We start from the raw sequence: 15,957 nt of genomic DNA, 5'->3' as shown, positions 1-15,957 counted from the left end.
ATGTCCGAGAGCACGGCTGAGAACAAGCCGGTCGCCCCGACGGAGAACACCCCCGCGGCCCCGACCGAGACCGAGGGCAAGTGCCCGGTGGCGCACGGCGCCGGCCGCGTGCACCCGACACGAGGCGACGCCAACGCCGAGTGGTGGCCGAACCGGCTGAACCTGAAGATCCTCGCCAAGCACACCGCCGAGCGGGACCCGCTGGACCCGGACTTCGACTACCAGGCCGCCTTCGAGGCCCTCGACCTGGACGCGGTCAAGGCGGACCTGGCGGCCGTCATGACGGACTCCAAGGACTGGTGGCCGGCGGACCACGGGCACTACGGCGGCCTGATGATCCGCATGGCCTGGCACTCGGCGGGCACCTACCGGTCGCACGACGGCCGCGGTGGCGGCGGCGCGGGCCAGCAGCGCTTCGCCCCGCTGAACTCGTGGCCCGACAACGGCAACCTCGACAAGGCGCGCCGCCTGCTGTGGCCGGTGAAGAAGAAGTACGGCCAGGCGATCTCGTGGGCCGACCTGATGATCCTGGCCGGCAACGTGGCGCTGGAGTCCATGGGCTTCAAGACCTTCGGCTTCGCGGGCGGCCGCCCCGACGTGTGGGAGGCCGACGACGACGTCTACTGGGGCCCGGAGAAGGTCTGGCTCGACGACGAGCGCTACACGGGCGACCGCGACCTGGAGGCGCCGCTCGCCGCCGTGCAGATGGGTCTCATCTACGTCAACCCGGAGGGCCCGAACGGCAACGGTGACCCGGTCTCCGCGGCCCGCGACATCCGCGAGACGTTCCGCCGCATGGGCATGAACGACGAGGAGACGGTCGCCCTGATCGCCGGCGGTCACTCCTTCGGCAAGACGCACGGCGCCCACGCGGACGACCTGCAGGGCCCGGACCCGGAGGCCGCGCCGCTGGAGGAGCAGGGCTTCGGCTGGAAGAACGGCCACGGCAGCGGCGTCCTGGAGGACGCGCTGACCTCGGGCCTGGAGGTCACCTGGACGCAGACCCCGGCGCGGTGGAGCAACCACTTCTTCGAGAACCTCTTCGGGTACGAGTGGGAGCAGACCACCTCCCCGGCGGGCGCGATCCAGTGGGTCGCCAAGGACGCCGAGGCCGTCATCCCCGCCCCGAACGAGGGCGGCGCCAAGCGCCTGCCGACCATGCTCACGACCGACCTGTCGCTGCGCATGGACCCGGCGTACGAGGCGATCTCGCGCCGGTTCCTCGCCGACCAGGACACGTTCGCCGACGCGTTCGCGCGTGCCTGGTTCAAGCTGACGCACCGTGACATGGGCCCGAAGGCCCGGTACCTCGGCCCCGAGGTCCCGGCCGAGGACCTCCCCTGGCAGGACCCGCTGCCCGCCGCCCCCGAGCGGACGATCGGCGACGCCGAGATCGCCGCCCTCAAGCAGAGGGTCGCCGACTCCGGCCTGACGGTCGGCCAGCTCGTGTCGACCGCCTGGAAGGCGGCGGCCACGCACCGCACCTCGGACAAGCGCGGCGGCGCGAACGGCGGCCGCATCCGCCTGTCGCCGCAGAAGGACTGGAAGGTCAACCAGCCCGAGCAGCTCGCGCCGGTCATCGCGAAGCTCGAGGAGATCACGGCCGAGTTCAACGCGGCCAGCGAGGTGCCGGTCTCCTTCGCCGACGTGCTCGTCCTCGCCGGCGGCGTGGGCGTCGAGCAGGCCGCCAGGGCCGGCGGCGTGGACGTCGAGGTGGGCTTCACCCCGGGCCGCGTCGACGCGACGCAGGAGCAGACCGACGCGGAGAACTTCGCCTGGCTGGAGCCGGTCGCCGACGGGTTCCGCAACTACGACAGCGGCTTCCTCAAGCTGCCGAGCGAGTACCTGCTCATCGACCGCGCCAACCTGCTCGGCCTCACCGCCCCGGAGATGACGGTGCTGGTCGGCGGCCTGCGCACGCTCGGCAACAACTGGGACGGCTCCGCCCTGGGCGTGCTGACCGACACGCCCGGCACCCTGACGAACGACTTCTTCGTCAACCTGCTCGAGCTCGGCATCGAGTGGAAGCCGGACGCCGAGGAGAAGACCTACACCTCCGGTGACGGCCGCTGGACCGCGTCCCGCGTCGACCTCGTGTTCGGCTCGAACTCCGAGCTGCGCGCGCTCGCCGAGGTGTACGCCTCCGACGACGCCAAGGAGAAGTTCGTCCGCGACTTCGCCGCCGCCTGGCAGAAGGTCATGGAGCTGGACCGCTTCGACCTCGAGAAGTAGTCCGCCGTGCACCCGCCGAGGCGGTACCCCAGCGGCGAGGGGTACCGCCTCGGCGGGTCTCGTCCGCCGGCCCGCACCCCACCGCGACCCGCTGCCCCAGGGCGTGCGCCGCTGTGCCCGGAACGTACGTCCGCGCAGGTCGGGCACCGGTCGCGATGTGTTCAGCCAGGGCGTTGATCCCGAAGGAAATCCGCGGTCAGGACGCAACGAAACACCGCCGTCGCGCAACACCGCGGTCGATAGCGTCGCCGCCATGACGCACACAGTCACGCGCCGTGCCGTGAACCGGCACTTCCTCATGTGCCCCCCGGAGCACTTCGACGTCGTCTACGCCATCAACCCCTGGATGGACACGAGCGTCCCCGTCGACACCGGACGGGCACTGGCCCAGTGGGAGACCCTCAAGCAGGCCTACGAGACCCGCGGCCACACCGTGGACGTGATCGATCCCGAACCCGGACTGCCCGACATGGTGTACGCCGCCAACGGCGGCATCGTCGTCGGCGGGCAGGCGCTCGCCGCACGCTTCACCTACCCCGAGCGGGCCAAGGAGGGCCCCGCCTACGACGCCTGGTTCACCGGCCCCGCCGCCCGCGCGCGCGGCATCACGTCCGCCGGCCAGTCCGGCGAGACGCAGGAGGGCGAAGGCGACCTCCTGCTCGTCGGCGACACGCTGCTGGCCGGCCACGGCTTCCGCACCACCCGCGCCGCCCACGAGGAGGCCGCCCGCCGCCTCGGGCTCGCCGAGCAGGGGATCGACGTCGTCCCCCTCGAACTCGTCGACCCGCGCTACTACCACCTCGACACCGCCCTGGCCGTGCTCGACACCGGCGAGACCGGCAACGCCCCGCTCCTCGCCTACCTGCCCGGCGCGTTCACCCCCGCCTCCCGCGCCACCCTGGAACGGCTCTACCCCGACGCCATCCTCGCGTCCGACGACGACGCCGCCGTGCTCGGCCTCAACGTCGTCTCCGACGGCAAGCACGTGTTCCTCACCGACCGCGCCGGCCGCCTCGCCGACGACATCGCCGCCGCCGGCTTCGACGTCGTCCCTGTCGACCTGTCCGAGCTGTTCAAGGGCGGCGGCTCCGTCAAGTGCTGCACCCTCGAGCTGCGGCCCGACACCCCCGCCGCCGACTGCGCCGCCGACCCGGAGGAGTCCGCATGACCACCGTCCCCTTCCTCGACGTCAAGGGCGCCGCCGCCTGGGCCGCCCGCCGCGGCCCGCAGGCCGTCATCGCCGGCCTCACCGACGCGATGGACCGCGACTTCGCCCGCTGGCCCGAACTCGACAAGCGCCCCCGCATCGCCACCCACTCGGCCGAGGGCGTCATCGAGCTTATGCCCACCGCCGACGCCGAGACCTACGGCTTCAAGCTCGTCAACGGCCACCCCGCCAACCCGGCCCGCGGCTTCCAGACCGTCACCGCGGTCGGCATGCTCGCCCGCATCGACAACGGCTACCCGTCCTTCCTCGCCGAGATGACGTTGCTCACCGGACTGCGCACCGCGGCCGCGTCGGCGCTCGCGGCGCGCTACCTGGCGCGTCGCGACTCGCGGGTCATGGCCATGATCGGCGCGGGCTCCCAGGCGGAGTTCCAGGCGCTGGGCATGCGCGCGGAGCTCGGTATCGAGACGCTGCGCGTGTTCGACGTCGACCCGGCGGCGTCGGAGAAGCTCGCGCGGCACGCGAAGGATCTCGGGTTCGACGTCGTGATCGCGGCGGATCCGGCCGAGGCCGCCCGCGGGGCCGACGTCGTGACGACGTGCACGGCGGACAAGCGCAACGCGGTGGTGCTGTCCGACGCCGCGCTGCGCGACGGCGCGAACGCGGGCGTGTTCGTCAACGCGATCGGCGGCGACTGCCCGGGCAAGACGGAGCTGGAGCCGGCCACGATCGCGCGCGCGAGCGTGTTCGTGGAGCACGCGGAGCAGACCCGGATCGAGGGCGAGATCCAGAAGCAGGCGCCGGGCTTCCCGGTGACGGAGCTGTGGGAGGTCGTCACCGGCGCGAAGCCGGGCCGCCGCTCGGACGACGAACTGGTGGTGTGGGACTCGGTGGGCTTCGCGGTGGAGGACTGGACCACCCTGAAGTTCGTCGCGTCCGACGTCGCGGCCAGCTGCCCGGAGCTGCTGGCGCACCTGGACCTCATCGCGGAACCGTCCGACCCGAAGGACCTCTTCTCCCTGCTCCAGGACGCCTGACGAGGCTGCCGGGCGCCTGCCCGTGACGGCGGGAGGAGTGGGCACAGGGGCCCTTGTCGTCGCTGACCCCGGGTGAAATATTCACCCGATGGTCCGCCCGGCGCCGTCGGGCGGCAACCGGCGGCACGGACCATGGCGCGTGGCCGGCGCCGTCGCCGTCGCCGGCCACGCGCTCGCTCCGACGACCCTGGAGGATCCCGATGCACCGTGCCCTGACCGCCACCCTCGCCACCGGCGCACTCCTCGTGCCGGTGGCGTTCCTCACGCCAGCGGCCGCCGCGCCGTCGGCCACGACCGCCGAGCACGCCACCGTCTCCGCCACGTCCACCGCCGACCTCGCCCGCCGCTGGGCGCCCATCCACTACCAGGACGTCGACCAGACCGGCTCGCACGCCCTGGGCGGGCGCAGCGACTACATCACGCGCGTCGACTTCGACGGCGACTGGAACGGCACCAACAACTGGGACAACACCGGCTCCGGGTCGCTGGACGCGTACGCCTACTGGTCGGCCGTGGAGACGGAGACCCACTGGTTCCTCGTCTACATGTTCTTCCACCCGCGCGACTGGACCGACTCGTTCTTCGACACCGAGCACGAGAACGACGCCGAGGGCGTCCTGCTCGCCGTGGAGAAGGACGGCTCGCAGCACGGCACGCTCCGGGCCGCGGTCACCGTGGCGCACACCGACTTCTACTCCTACGTGCCCGCCGGCAGCACCTGGTCCGGCGGCGGCGAGGACATCGACGGCACCCTCCCGATGGCGACCAGCCCGCACGACGGCGCCTCCCACCCCGTCACCGCGCAGGAGGCCAAGGGCCACGGGCTCAAGGCGCGCGGCGGGTACGACATCGTCGGCGACGGCGTCGTCTACCACCCGGCGGCCACCGGCGAGACGCCCGAGCACCCCGACGACCGGGACGTGCGCTACGGCCTCATCGACATCTTCGCCCCCGGTGGCCTGTGGGAGCGCCGCGACGGCGCGCCGTTCGCGAGCTGGGGCACGTTCGCCGGCAACTCCTCGGGCGGCTGCGGCGACTGGGCGATCGGCTGCTCCACCAACGCCGCCAACGCGCCCTGGGGCTGGGACGACGGCGACGACGTCCCCGGCCGCGGCCAGCTCGCCACCGACCCGGCCCGCGTCATGGCGGAGTACTTCACCATCCCCGGCGACTACTCCCGCGCCTACGTGAGCAACCGCTACCGCTGACGTCCGCACGTCGGCATCGACCATGCGGTAAAAGTGTGCCAAGCGCGGAGCGCTCCCCGTCGTCACAGGTAGGAGGTAGTTTGGCCGCGATGGACATCACCGGAAGCCGCCGCCCCGGGAGCGCGCTCGAGGTGCTCGGCGTGTTCTCGCGGCTCGGGCTCACCTCGTTCGGCGGGCCCGTCGCACACCTCGGATACTTCCACGAGGCGTTCGTCGTGCGCCGCGGCTGGCTGAGCGAGCGCGCGTATGCCGACCTCGTCGCGTTCTGCCAGTTCCTCCCCGGACCCGCCTCCAGCCAGGTCGGGATGGCGATCGGCTGGCGGCGCGCCGGCATCCGCGGACTCCTCGCCGCGTGGGCGGGGTTCACCCTCCCGTCCGCCCTGCTGCTGCTCGGGTTCGCGTACGGCGTCGGCGCCATGGGTGACCTGGAGGGCGCCGGCTGGATCACCGGGCTCAAGGCTGCGGCGGTCGCCGTCGTCGCGCAGGCGGTGCTCGGTATGGCCCGCACCCTCGCCTCCGGGCCCCGCACCGCCACCATCGCGGGCGGCGCCGTGATCGCGCTGCTCCTCCTGCCCGCCACCGGCGCACCCCTCGCCCTCGTCCAGGTCGCCGTGATCGTCGCGGCGGGGCTTGCCGGCCTGTGGTGGGTCGCGCCGCCGTCGTCGGTCGCGGAGGGCGGGGCCGCCGACGGCGAACGCCTGGCCGGCGCGGTCCGGCCCGGCGCCGCGATCGCGTGCCTGGTGGTGTTCGGCCTCGGCCTGGCCGTGCTGCCGCTGCTGGCGGCGGTCGCCGGCGCGGGCGGGATCGCGGGGCTCGTCGACACGTTCTACCGCGCGGGGTCGCTCGTGTTCGGCGGCGGACACGTCGTGCTGCCCCTGCTGCAGGCGGAGACGGCCGGCACCGTGACCCACGACGAGTTCCTCGCCGGGTACGGCGCGGCCCAGGCCGTCCCGGGCCCCCTGTTCACGTTCGCCGGATACCTCGGCGCGGTCTCGACGTCGGGCCCGGGCGGGGCGCTGGGGGCGGCGATCGCACTGGTGGCGGTGTTCACGCCGTCGGCCCTGCTGGTGGTGGGCGCGTTGCCGTACTGGGACCGCCTGCGCCGCGCGGTCCGCGCGCAGCGGGCGCTGGCCGGGGTGAACGCGGGCGTGGTCGGCCTGCTGGCGGCCGCCTTCTACGACCCGGTCCTCACCCAGGGCGTCCTCGCCGCCCCGTCCCCACCATCGGCCCTCGCGCTCGTGGTGACGGCCTACGTGGCCCTGACGCAATGGAGGACGCCGCCCTGGGCGGTCGTCGTCGCCGCGGGTGCGGTGGGCGGACTCCTCCTGTAGCAGTTCCCCAGCGGTTCCCCGGTCAGGTCACCAGGGCCGCCCGGGCCATGCGGATCAGCAGGTCGCGCATCGCCGTGCGGCTGATGCGGGCCGAGTGCGGGGTCGAGTTGAGCAGGCCGAACGCCGCCTGCACCGCCGCACGCGCCTGCGCCGCCGAGAGCTCGGGCCGATGCGGGCGCAGCGCCCGGGTCCACACGTCGATGTAGGCGAGCTGGCGCTCGCGGACCTGGGCGCGGGCCTGCTCGCCGAGTGCGCCCCACTCGCGCTCCTGCACCACGATGAGGGAGGGCTGGGACAGCGCGAAGTCGGTGTGGAACGCGATCAGCTGGGACAGGGCGTCCCCGGGAACGGTCTCGCCGCCGTCCGCCGTCAGCGCCCGGGCGCCCTCCAGCAGCCGCTCGGACGCGTGCAGCAGGCACTGCCCGAGGATGTCCTCCTTGCCGGCGAAGTGCTTGTACAGGGCCGGCCCGGAGATGCCGACGGCGGCCCCGATGTCGCCCACGCTCACGCCGTGGAACCCGCGGGCGGCGAACAGGTCCGCCGCGGTGTCCAGGATCTGCCGGCGCCGGGGTGTCACGGCGGCAGTCTATGCCGGAGAGCGGCCCGTCGGTTAACCATCGTTAACCGAGCCGGGTTATGCTGCCCCCATGGCGACCACCACTGCCGCGTCACCGCCGACGCAGCGCGACCTCGCCGCCGGGCTGCGTGAGCGGATCGCTCGCGCCGCCGCCGGCGGCCCCGCTCGATCCCGCGAGAAGCATCTCGCCCGCGGCAAGCTGCTGCCACGCGACCGCGTGGCGCGGCTGCTGGACGAGGGCAGCCCTTTCCTGGAGCTCTCCCCGCTGGCGGCCTACGGCATGTACGCGAGCCCCCAGGCACCGGACGACGACTTCGCCGTCCCCGGCGCCGGCGTCATCGCGGGCATCGGCGTCGTCGCGGGCAGGCACGTCATGATCGTCTGCAACGACGCCACCGTGAAGGGCGGCACCTACTACCCGGCCACGGTGAAGAAGCACCTGCGCGCCCAGGAGATCGCCCGCGAGAACCGCCTGCCCTGCGTCTACCTCGTCGACTCCGGCGGCGCGTTCCTCCCGCTGCAGGACGAGGTGTTCCCCGACCGGGACCACTTCGGCCGCATCTTCTACAACCAGGCCCGCCTGTCCGCCGAGCGGATCCCGCAGATCGCCGCCGTGCTCGGCTCCTGCACCGCCGGCGGCGCGTACGTGCCCGCGATGAGCGACGAGACCGTCATCGTGCGCGACCAAGGCACGATCTTCCTCGGCGGCCCGCCGCTGGTGAAGGCCGCGATCGGGGAGGTCGTCACCCCGGAGGAGCTCGGCGGGGGAGAGCTGCACGCCCACCGCTCCGGCGTCGCCGACCACCTCGCCGCCGACGACGAGCACGCGTGCGAGATCGTCCGCGACATCGTGCGCACCCTGCCGCCCGACCCGGACCCCGTCTGGGACGTGAACCCGCGCCCGCTGCCGCCGTCGTCGGACCCGGAGGGCCTGTACGACGTCGTCCCCGTCGACGTGAACGCCCCCTACGACGCGCACGAGGTGATCTTCCGCCTCGTCGACGCCGCCCCGGAGCCGGGCCCCGACGGCCCGGTCCCGGACTGGCACGAGTTCAAGCCCGGCTACGGCACCACCCTCGTGACCGGCTTCGCCCGCCTGCACGGCCACCCGGTCGGCGTCCTCGCGAACAACGGCGTCCTGTTCGGCGAGTCCGCCCGCAAGGGCGCCCACTTCATCGAGCTCGCCGACCAGCGCGGCATCCCGCTGCTGTTCCTGCAGAACATCACCGGCTTCATGGTGGGCCGCGACGCGGAGGCGGGCGGCATCGCGAAGGACGGCGCCAAGATGGTCACCGCCGTCGCCTCGACGCGCGTGCCGAAGCTGACGGTCATCGTCGGCGGCTCGTTCGGCGCCGGGAACTACTCGATGTGCGGGCGCGCCTACTCGCCGCGTTTCCTGTGGTCCTGGCCCGGTTCCCGGATCTCCGTGATGGGCGGCCCGCAGGCCGCCTCCGTGCTGTCCACCGTCAAGCGCGACCAGATCGAGGCCGACGGCGGCACGTGGTCCGACGACGAGCAGACCGCCTTCGAGGCCCCCGTCCGCGAGTCCTACGAACGCGCCGGCAGCCCGTACCACGCCACCGCGCGCGGCTGGGACGACGGCATCCTCGACCCCGCCGACACCCGCCGCGTCCTGGGCATGGCCCTCGACGTGTGCTCCCGCGTCCCGTTCGACGACGCCGGCGCGACCCCGCGCTTCGGCCTGTTCCGGATGTGAGGGAGACGACCGTGAGCAGCAGCGCCCGTCACGACGACGGCTCGCCCGTCGACCGCCCGTTCGGGACCGTCCTCGTCGCCAACCGCGGTGAGATCGCCGTGCGCGTCATCCGCACCCTGCGCCGCCTCGGTATCCGGTCCGTGGCCGTGTACTCCGACGCCGACGCCGGAGCGCCGCACGTCCGCCTCGCCGACACCGCGGTGCGGATCGGCCCGGCGCCCGCGACGTCGTCGTACCTCGACATCGACGCCGTGGTCGACGCCGCCCGCACCACCGGGGCCGACGCCGTCCACCCCGGATACGGCTTCCTGTCCGAGAACCCCGCCTTCGCCCGCGCCTGCGCGAGCGCCGGGGTCACCCTCGTCGGCCCGCCGCCCGAGGCCATGGAGGCCATGGCCGACAAGATCTCCGCCCGCGACCTCGTGGCCGCCCGCGGTGTTCCCGTCCTGCCCGGCACCACGCGCGAGACCGGAACCGGCGCAACCGCCGCCACCGACGAGGACCTCCTCGCCGCCGCCGGCGGCGTCGGCTTCCCCCTCATCGTCAAGCCCGCCGCGGGCGGCGGCGGCAAGGGCATGCAGGTCGTCGACGACGCCGCCGCGCTGCCCGCCGCCCTCGTCTCCGCCCGCCGCGTCGCCGCCGCGGCCTTCGGCGACGACTCCCTCCTGCTCGAACGCTACGTGCCCGACCCCCGGCACATCGAGATCCAGATCCTCGCCGACACCCACGGCAACGTCGTCCATCTCGGCGAACGCGAGTGCTCCCTGCAACGCCGCCACCAGAAGGTCATCGAGGAGGCCCCCTCCGCCCTCCTCGCCGGCCTGCCCGACGACGTCGCCGACGTCGTCCGCGCCCGCATGGGCGAGGCCGCCTGCGAGGTCGCCCGCGCCTGCGGCTACGTCGGCGCCGGAACGGTCGAGATGCTCGTGCCCGGCCGGCCCGCCGGCCCCGACGCCGACCCCACCTCGCTCGCCTTCTGGTTCCTGGAGATGAACACCCGCCTGCAGGTCGAGCACCCCGTCACCGAGGCCGTCACCGGGCTCGACCTCGTCGAGCTCCAGCTCCGCGTCGCCGCCGGCGAGAAACTTCCGCTCGCCCAGGACGACGTCGTCCTGGACGGCCACGCCGTCGAGGCCCGCGTCTACGCGGAGGTCCCCGCTCGCGGGTTCCTCCCGGACACCGGAACCGTCCTCGCCTACGCCGAACCGTCCGGCCCCGGCGTCCGCGTCGACTCCGGCATCACCACCGGCAGCGTCGTCGGCGGCGACTACGACCCCATGCTCGCCAAGGTCATCGCCCACGGCACCGACCGCACCCAGGCCGCCGACCGGCTCGACCGGGCGCTCGCCGGCACCGTCGTGCTCGGCGTCGAGACCAACACCGGCTGGCTCCGGGAACTCCTCGCCCACCCCGACGTGCGCGCCGGCCGGCTCGACACCGGCCTGATCGAACGCGCCGGCGACCCCGCCGAACCCGCACCGGACGACGCCGATCTCACGGTGGCCGCACGGGTGCTCGTGGCGCGCGGCACAGAGGCTGCCGGGTATCCGCGGGGGGCCGCGTTCGCGGTGGCGCCGACGAGCGGGCGGACGTGGCCGCCGGTGGCCGGAGCGCGCACGGCGTCGGCCAGGGACGGTGCGATCCCGTCACGCGGCCCGTGGGCCCTTGACGGCTTCCGTCCGGGCGCGCCGCCCGAACCGGTGCGGTACGAGATCGCGGGCCGCCTGGTCACGACCGACGGACCCGTCCAGGACGAGTGCGGGTGGGTGGCCTCCCCCGGCAGCCCTTCGTCCGCGACCGCCGTCGTGCAGGAGACCGGGCGTGCCGTCCGGACCGTCTGGCTGCACCGGGCCGGGCGCACCCTGGCCCTGGCCGCGCCCACGCGCTCGCAGGCGTCGGCGGCGCGCCGGGCCGTGCGGGCCGGTGGCGCCCGAGGCGGTGAGGTTGCCGGGCCCGAGGTGCGCGCCGCGATGCCCGGCACGGTCGCCTGGGTCGCGGACGACGGCGACGTCGGCGCGGGAGACACGCTCGTCGTCGTGGAGGCCATGAAGATGGAGCACCCGCTCGTCGCACCGCACGAGGGCGCCGCGACGATCCGCGTGGCCGTGGGCGACCTGGTGCGGCGCGACCAGGTGGTCGCCACCGTTGCCGCCGGCTGACAACTTCACCCGAAGACCCCCGGGCCCGCACACCCCCGCGGTCCCGGCCGATCACACGCTGATCCCGACACCCCTGGGAGGAACCATGAAGTACTTGCTCACCGACGAGCAGACCAAGCTGTACCACGAGGTGTGCCGCTTCGCGGACGAGGTGGTCGCGCCGCGCGCCTACGACTACGACACGAAGCGCGAGCTGCCCGTCGACATCATCGCCCGGATGGGCGACATGGGACTGTTCGGCCTGCCGTTCCCCACCGAGTACGGCGGGCAGGGCAAGGACTACGTCTCCCTGTGCCTGGCCGTGGAGGCGATCAGCCGGGTGGACCAGTCGCTCGGCGTGACGCTGGAGGCGGGCGTCGGGCTCGGCGTCGTGCCGATCTTCCGGCACGGCACCGAAGAGCAGAAGCAGCGCTGGCTGCCCGACCTGCTGTCCGGGCGGGCGCTCGCGGGGTTCGGGCTGACGGAGGACGAGGCCGGGTCGGACGCCGGCGCCACGCGCACGACGGCGGTGCGTGACGGGGACGAGTGGGTCGTCAACGGGTCCAAGCAGTTCATCACCAACTCGGGCACGCCGATCACGTCGCTGGTCACGGTCACCGCGGTGACCGGCCGCAGGGAGGACGGCGGCCCGGAGCTGACCTGCTTCATCGTGCCGACGGGCACGCCCGGCTTCGAGGTGGGCCCGGCTTACGACAAGGTGGGCTGGCACACGTCGGACACCCATCCGCTGACGTTCACCGACGTGCGCGTGCCGCACTCGGCGATGCTGGGGGAGCGGGGGCGCGGGTACGCGAACTTCCTGCGGGCGCTGGACGAGGGCCGTGTCGCGTTCGCGGCGCTGTGCGCGGGGGCGGCGCTCGGCTGCTACGAGCAGGCGCTCGCGCGGGCCAAGGAGCGGAAGGTGTTCGGCCGGCCGATCGGGTCGAACCAGCACGTCGCGTTCACCCTCGGGCGGATGCAGGCGCGCGCCCACTCGGCGCGGCTGGCGTGGATGGACGCGGCGCAGAAGCTCGTCGCGGGCGTCCCGTTCAAGGCGGAGGCTTCGCTGGCCAAGCTCATCGGTTCCGAGGCGGCCGTGGCGAACGCGCACGACGCGTCGCAGATCTGGGGCGGGTACGGTTTCCTCAACGAGAACGCCGTGGCCAGGCACTACCGGGACGCGAAGGTGCTGGAGGTCGGCGAGGGAACCACGGAGGTGCAGCTGATGGTGCTGGCCCGGGAGATGGGGTTGCAGTGACGGATCCGACGACGCCGGCCGGCGAGGGCGCGGCGGCCGGGCAGGGCCGCGAGATCCTGCAGCGGGGCCGGTACTTCGACGAGCTGGAGGTCGGCGACCGGTACCTGCACCGCCCCGGGCGCACCGCCACCGAGGCCGACGACGTGCAGTTCACGACCCTGACGATGAACGGCCAGCCGCTGCACCTGGACGCGGCGTGGGCGGCCACGCAGCCGTTCGGCCGCCGGCTGATGAACTCCATGTGGACGCTGTCCACGCTGGTGGGGCTGTCCACGTGGCAGGTCACGCTGGGCACGCTGGTGGCGAACCTCGGGTTCGAGAAGGTGACCTTCCCGGCCCCGGTGTTCCACGGCGACACGGTGTACGCCGAGACGAACGTGCTCGCCAAACGTGCGTCCGCGTCCCGCCCCGGGCAGGGGATCGTGACGCTGGAGCACGTGGGCCGCAACCAGGACGACGTCGTCGTGGCGCGAGCGGTGCGCAACGGCCTGTTCTGGACGCGGGCGGCGCACGAGGCCGCCGAGGCGGAGGCTGGTCCCGTGCAGGGTCGGGCAGCGCAGGGCCCGGCCGGGCCGGACGACGTGCCGGACGCGGGGGACCAGTGGTGATCGCGAGCTCGATGCCGGGTTCGATTCCTGGTCCCGCCCTCCTGTTCTGCCCGGCGGACCGGCCGGACCGGTTCGCCAAGGCCGCGTCCCGGGCGGACGGCGTCATCCTCGACCTGGAGGACGCCGTCGCGCCCGGGGCGCGTCCCGCCGCGCGCGAGGCGCTCGTGGCCCACGGGCCCGCCCTCCTGCCCGAGCGCACGATCGTGCGGATCAGCCCGCCCGGTACGCCGGACCACGAGCGGGATCTCGCCGCCGTGCGCGCCACGTCGTTCCGCACGGTGATGGTCGCCAAGGCGGACGCGAGCCTGCCCGTGCTCGACGGGCTGGGGGTCGTGGCGTTGTGCGAGACCGCGGCCGGTGTCGTCGACGCCCCGGCGCTGGCCCGGCGGGACGACGTCGTCGCCCTCATGTGGGGCGCGGAGGACCTCGTGGCCTCTCTGGGCGGGGCGTCCAGCCGGTTCGGTCCGGGCGAGCGAGCCCCGGGGGCCTACCGCGACGTGGCGCGGCACGCCCGGGCGGCGGTGCTGCTGGCCGCGGGGGCGGCCGGGAAGCAGGCGATCGACGCGGTCCATCTGGACATCGACGATCTCGACGGCCTCCGCGCGGAGGCGGCCGACGCCGTCGCCTCCGGGTTCGCGGCCACGGCGTGCATCCATCCGAGGCACGTGGCGGCGATCCGGGAGGCGTACGCGCCGACGCCGGACGAGGTGGTGCGCGCCGAGCGGATCCTCGCGGCGGCGGCCGGTCACGAGGCCGGGGGAGCGGGAGGTGCGGGAGCCGGCGGCACGGGTGTGTTCACGCTGGACGGCGTGATGGTGGACGAGCCGGTCCTGCGTCACGCCCGGGCGGTCCTGGAGCGCGCCAGGGGATGAAGGATTGCCCTTTCCCGAGGCACACTTGACTGAGGTGTGACGGATCGGACACCGTGGCGAGCCGGACTTTTGTCGACAAACCAGTCTTCTGCTGCGTAAACTAGGAAAGAAATCGACACGGGGTGCCGCCGTCGTGGCAGCTGAGAACACACCCGTCGAACCTGATCCAGGTAGTGCCGGCGAAGGGAATGTCGAGATGCGCAGAACCGGGAGTCGTCGTCCTCCTGCCGCGGTCGTGGCGGCTACGGTGGAGATGATGTCAGACGTGATGCCGGACCTGATGCCGGGCACGGCGGTGGCGCGATGAGCGTCCCGCGAGTGCTGTCGATCGCCGGATCCGACCCCTCGGGCGGGGCGGGGATCCAGGCCGACCTGAAGTCCATCGCCGCCCACGGCGGCTACGGGATGGCCGTGATCACTGCCCTGACCGCGCAGAACACCCAGGGGGTGCGGGCCGTCCACACGCCGCCGGCCGCGTTCGTCGCCCAGCAGCTGGACGCCGTCAGCGACGACATCGAGATCGACGCGGTCAAGATCGGGATGCTGGGCACGGCGCGTGCGGCGGACGTCGTCGGCGTGTGGCTGGAGCGCGTCCGCCCGCCCGTCGTGGTGCTCGACCCCGTCATGATCGCCACCAGCGGTGACCGCCTGCTGGAACCGAGGGCGGAGGCGGCGCTGCGGGACCTGCTGTCGCTGGCCGACGTCGTCACCCCGAACATCCCCGAGCTGGCCGTGCTGACGGGCGGGCCGGAGGCCGTCACCTGGGAGGAGGCGGTCGCGCAGGCGCGCGAGGTCGCGGCCGTGCACGACGTGCTGGTCCTGGCCAAGGGCGGCCACCTGCTCACCTCGGACACGCCGGACGCCCTGGTCTCGGCCCACGGCGAGGTGGTGGGTGTCAGCGGCCCGCGTCTGGTGGCCACGAGCACGCACGGCACCGGGTGCTCGCTGTCGGCGGCGCTGGCGACGCTGCGGGTGGTGACGGGTTCGTGGCCGGAGGCGCTGCGGCGTGCGACGACGTGGCTGCGTGCGGCGATCGCCCGGGGGGAGAGCCTGCGGGTGGGCGGCCGGGGCGGCCACGGCCCGGTGGACCACCTGGGCATGCTCTGGGACGCGGCGGGCGTGCGCGCCCGGGCCCTGGAGTCCTGAACGAGGTCTGCGCGGCCCTGCCGAACGGCCGTCCGTCTACCCGATGGCGAGGGCGGCCACGCCGAGCGCCAGAGCCACCCCCGCCGCGGTCCAGGCGATGAGCACGTCGCGGCGGGCGCGGGCCTGGACCCGTTCGAGCGCCTGGTGCAGCACGGTGGTCTCCTCGCGGGCGGCGGCGATTTCCGCGACCACCGAGTTCGCGGTCGCGTGCGCCGCGGCGGCCTGCTCGCGGGCGGTGCGCGCGTCGGACGAGGCTCGTTCGGCGGTGATGGCGGCCTGGGACGCGGCGCCGGCGGCCTGTGCGGCGGCGGCCTCCGCGGCCTCGGCGGCACGGCGCAGGTGCTTGCGGTCCTTGTTCTCGGCCGCGGTGGGGGCGTGCACCATCGCGGAGCCGCCGACGCGCGCGCCGTCCGCGCCCGCGGGGTCGCTCAGGCCGGCGTCGACGGTGGGCTGCGAGACCGTCGCGTCGCCCGGGTGGCGAGGGTCGGCCCCGGGCGCCTCGGTGCGGGCGAGCTGCGCCTGGACGCCTGCCTTCAGGTCCGCCAGGAGGGGTCGAGGGTCCCAGGACATCCGCTGGGGCCTGGGGGACGCGTGCCGCGGGGACTCGTCGAGGGGCGCCATGGCGAAGAAGGTACCAGCGCGGACGTCGCCGTGGTGCGTCCGGG

Annotated in this window: 13 protein-coding genes and 1 riboswitch; of the genes, 11 read left to right on the top strand and 2 right to left on the bottom strand. The window is 73.9% G+C overall.

The window, feature by feature from the left end; translation table 11 throughout:
• From katG to chrA, 5 genes are all read left to right on the top strand, one after another.
• The gene (gene katG / locus IIE03_RS20900) at positions 1 to 2,232 is read left to right on the top strand and encodes a catalase/peroxidase HPI (protein ID WP_192864710.1); all 2,232 of its coding nucleotides are present in this window, start codon (positions 1 to 3) and stop codon (positions 2,230 to 2,232) included.
• A 157-nt stretch (positions 2,233 to 2,389) separates the two neighbouring features.
• Positions 2,390 to 3,400 (top strand): dimethylargininase, encoded by a 1,011-nt coding sequence (ddaH, locus tag IIE03_RS20895; RefSeq protein WP_408632860.1) that lies wholly within the window; start codon positions 2,390 to 2,392, stop codon positions 3,398 to 3,400.
• A complete protein-coding gene (locus tag IIE03_RS20890) occupies positions 3,397 to 4,437 on the top strand; it encodes an ornithine cyclodeaminase (RefSeq protein WP_192864708.1) in 1,041 nt (346 codons plus the stop codon). The genes ddaH and IIE03_RS20890 overlap by 4 nt, the downstream gene beginning before the upstream one ends.
• Before the next feature lie 200 nt (positions 4,438 to 4,637).
• Positions 4,638 to 5,645: a hypothetical protein gene (locus IIE03_RS20885; protein WP_192864707.1), complete on the top strand. Its 1,008-nt coding sequence runs from the start codon at positions 4,638 to 4,640 to the stop codon at positions 5,643 to 5,645.
• Between the two features lie 89 nt (positions 5,646 to 5,734).
• Positions 5,735 to 6,976, top strand: a complete 1,242-nt coding sequence (gene chrA / locus IIE03_RS20880; protein ID WP_192864706.1) for a chromate efflux transporter — start codon at positions 5,735 to 5,737, stop codon at positions 6,974 to 6,976.
• A gap of 22 nt (positions 6,977 to 6,998) precedes the next feature.
• Here the strand turns inward: chrA and IIE03_RS20875 are convergent, their stop codons facing one another.
• Complete coding sequence (locus IIE03_RS20875; RefSeq protein WP_192864705.1) at positions 6,999 to 7,553, bottom strand: TetR/AcrR family transcriptional regulator; 555 nt, start codon at positions 7,551 to 7,553, stop codon at positions 6,999 to 7,001.
• 70 nt (positions 7,554 to 7,623) lie between these two features.
• Here IIE03_RS20875 and IIE03_RS20870 point away from each other — a divergent pair, with 70 nt between their 5' ends.
• The 6 genes from IIE03_RS20870 to thiD all read left to right on the top strand — a co-directional run bounded on the left by IIE03_RS20870 (position 7,624) and on the right by thiD (position 15,292).
• On the top strand, positions 7,624 to 9,270 hold the full coding sequence (locus IIE03_RS20870; protein WP_192864704.1) for a carboxyl transferase domain-containing protein: 1,647 nt from the start codon (positions 7,624 to 7,626) through the stop codon (positions 9,268 to 9,270).
• An 11-nt stretch (positions 9,271 to 9,281) separates the two neighbouring features.
• On the top strand, positions 9,282 to 11,429 hold the full coding sequence (locus IIE03_RS20865) for an acetyl/propionyl/methylcrotonyl-CoA carboxylase subunit alpha (RefSeq protein ID WP_192864703.1): 2,148 nt from the start codon (positions 9,282 to 9,284) through the stop codon (positions 11,427 to 11,429).
• An 85-nt stretch (positions 11,430 to 11,514) separates the two neighbouring features.
• On the top strand, positions 11,515 to 12,666 hold the full coding sequence (locus tag IIE03_RS20860; RefSeq protein ID WP_192864702.1) for an acyl-CoA dehydrogenase family protein: 1,152 nt from the start codon (positions 11,515 to 11,517) through the stop codon (positions 12,664 to 12,666).
• The gene (locus tag IIE03_RS20855) at positions 12,663 to 13,274 is read left to right on the top strand and encodes a MaoC family dehydratase (RefSeq protein ID WP_192864701.1); all 612 of its coding nucleotides are present in this window, start codon (positions 12,663 to 12,665) and stop codon (positions 13,272 to 13,274) included. Before IIE03_RS20860 ends, IIE03_RS20855 begins: the two co-directional genes overlap by 4 nt.
• 11 nt (positions 13,275 to 13,285) lie before the next feature.
• Positions 13,286 to 14,146, top strand: coding sequence for an HpcH/HpaI aldolase/citrate lyase family protein (locus IIE03_RS20850; RefSeq protein ID WP_192865051.1), 861 nt, complete (start codon positions 13,286 to 13,288; stop codon positions 14,144 to 14,146).
• A 108-nt stretch (positions 14,147 to 14,254) separates the two neighbouring features.
• Positions 14,255 to 14,352, top strand: a riboswitch (TPP riboswitch).
• A gap of 97 nt (positions 14,353 to 14,449) precedes the next feature.
• Entirely contained in the window at positions 14,450 to 15,292 is an 843-nt protein-coding gene (thiD, locus tag IIE03_RS20845; RefSeq protein WP_192864700.1) for a bifunctional hydroxymethylpyrimidine kinase/phosphomethylpyrimidine kinase, read from the top strand.
• A gap of 36 nt (positions 15,293 to 15,328) precedes the next feature.
• Here thiD and IIE03_RS20840 read toward each other — a convergent pair whose 3' ends face one another.
• Positions 15,329 to 15,913: a hypothetical protein gene (locus IIE03_RS20840; protein WP_192864699.1), complete on the bottom strand. Its 585-nt coding sequence runs from the start codon at positions 15,911 to 15,913 to the stop codon at positions 15,329 to 15,331.
• Between the last annotated feature and the right edge of the window lie 44 nt (positions 15,914 to 15,957).

The sequence above is a fragment of the Myceligenerans pegani genome (genome assembly GCF_014892515.1).
Taxonomy (GTDB): Bacteria; Actinomycetota; Actinomycetes; order Actinomycetales; family Cellulomonadaceae; genus Myceligenerans; species Myceligenerans pegani.
The sequence above is the reverse complement of the archived record's forward strand: the minus strand, read 5'-3'. Positions and strand labels throughout refer to the sequence as shown.

Bases quoted from the DNA above. Each gene is read 5' to 3' on its own strand.
- katG (WP_192864710.1), top strand. From the start codon at position 1: ATGTCCGAGAGCACGGCTGAGAACAAGCCGGTCGCCCCGACGGAGAAC.
- IIE03_RS20885 (WP_192864707.1), top strand. From the start codon at position 4,638: ATGCACCGTGCCCTGACCGCCACCCTCGCCACCGGCGCACTCCTCGTG.
- thiD (WP_192864700.1), top strand. From the start codon at position 14,450: ATGAGCGTCCCGCGAGTGCTGTCGATCGCCGGATCCGACCCCTCGGGC.
- chrA (WP_192864706.1), top strand. From the start codon at position 5,735: ATGGACATCACCGGAAGCCGCCGCCCCGGGAGCGCGCTCGAGGTGCTC.
- IIE03_RS20840 (WP_192864699.1), bottom strand. From the start codon at position 15,913: ATGGCGCCCCTCGACGAGTCCCCGCGGCACGCGTCCCCCAGGCCCCAG.
- IIE03_RS20850 (WP_192865051.1), top strand. From the start codon at position 13,286: ATGCCGGGTTCGATTCCTGGTCCCGCCCTCCTGTTCTGCCCGGCGGAC.
- IIE03_RS20860 (WP_192864702.1), top strand. From the start codon at position 11,515: ATGAAGTACTTGCTCACCGACGAGCAGACCAAGCTGTACCACGAGGTG.
- IIE03_RS20890 (WP_192864708.1), top strand. From the start codon at position 3,397: ATGACCACCGTCCCCTTCCTCGACGTCAAGGGCGCCGCCGCCTGGGCC.
- IIE03_RS20870 (WP_192864704.1), top strand. From the start codon at position 7,624: ATGGCGACCACCACTGCCGCGTCACCGCCGACGCAGCGCGACCTCGCC.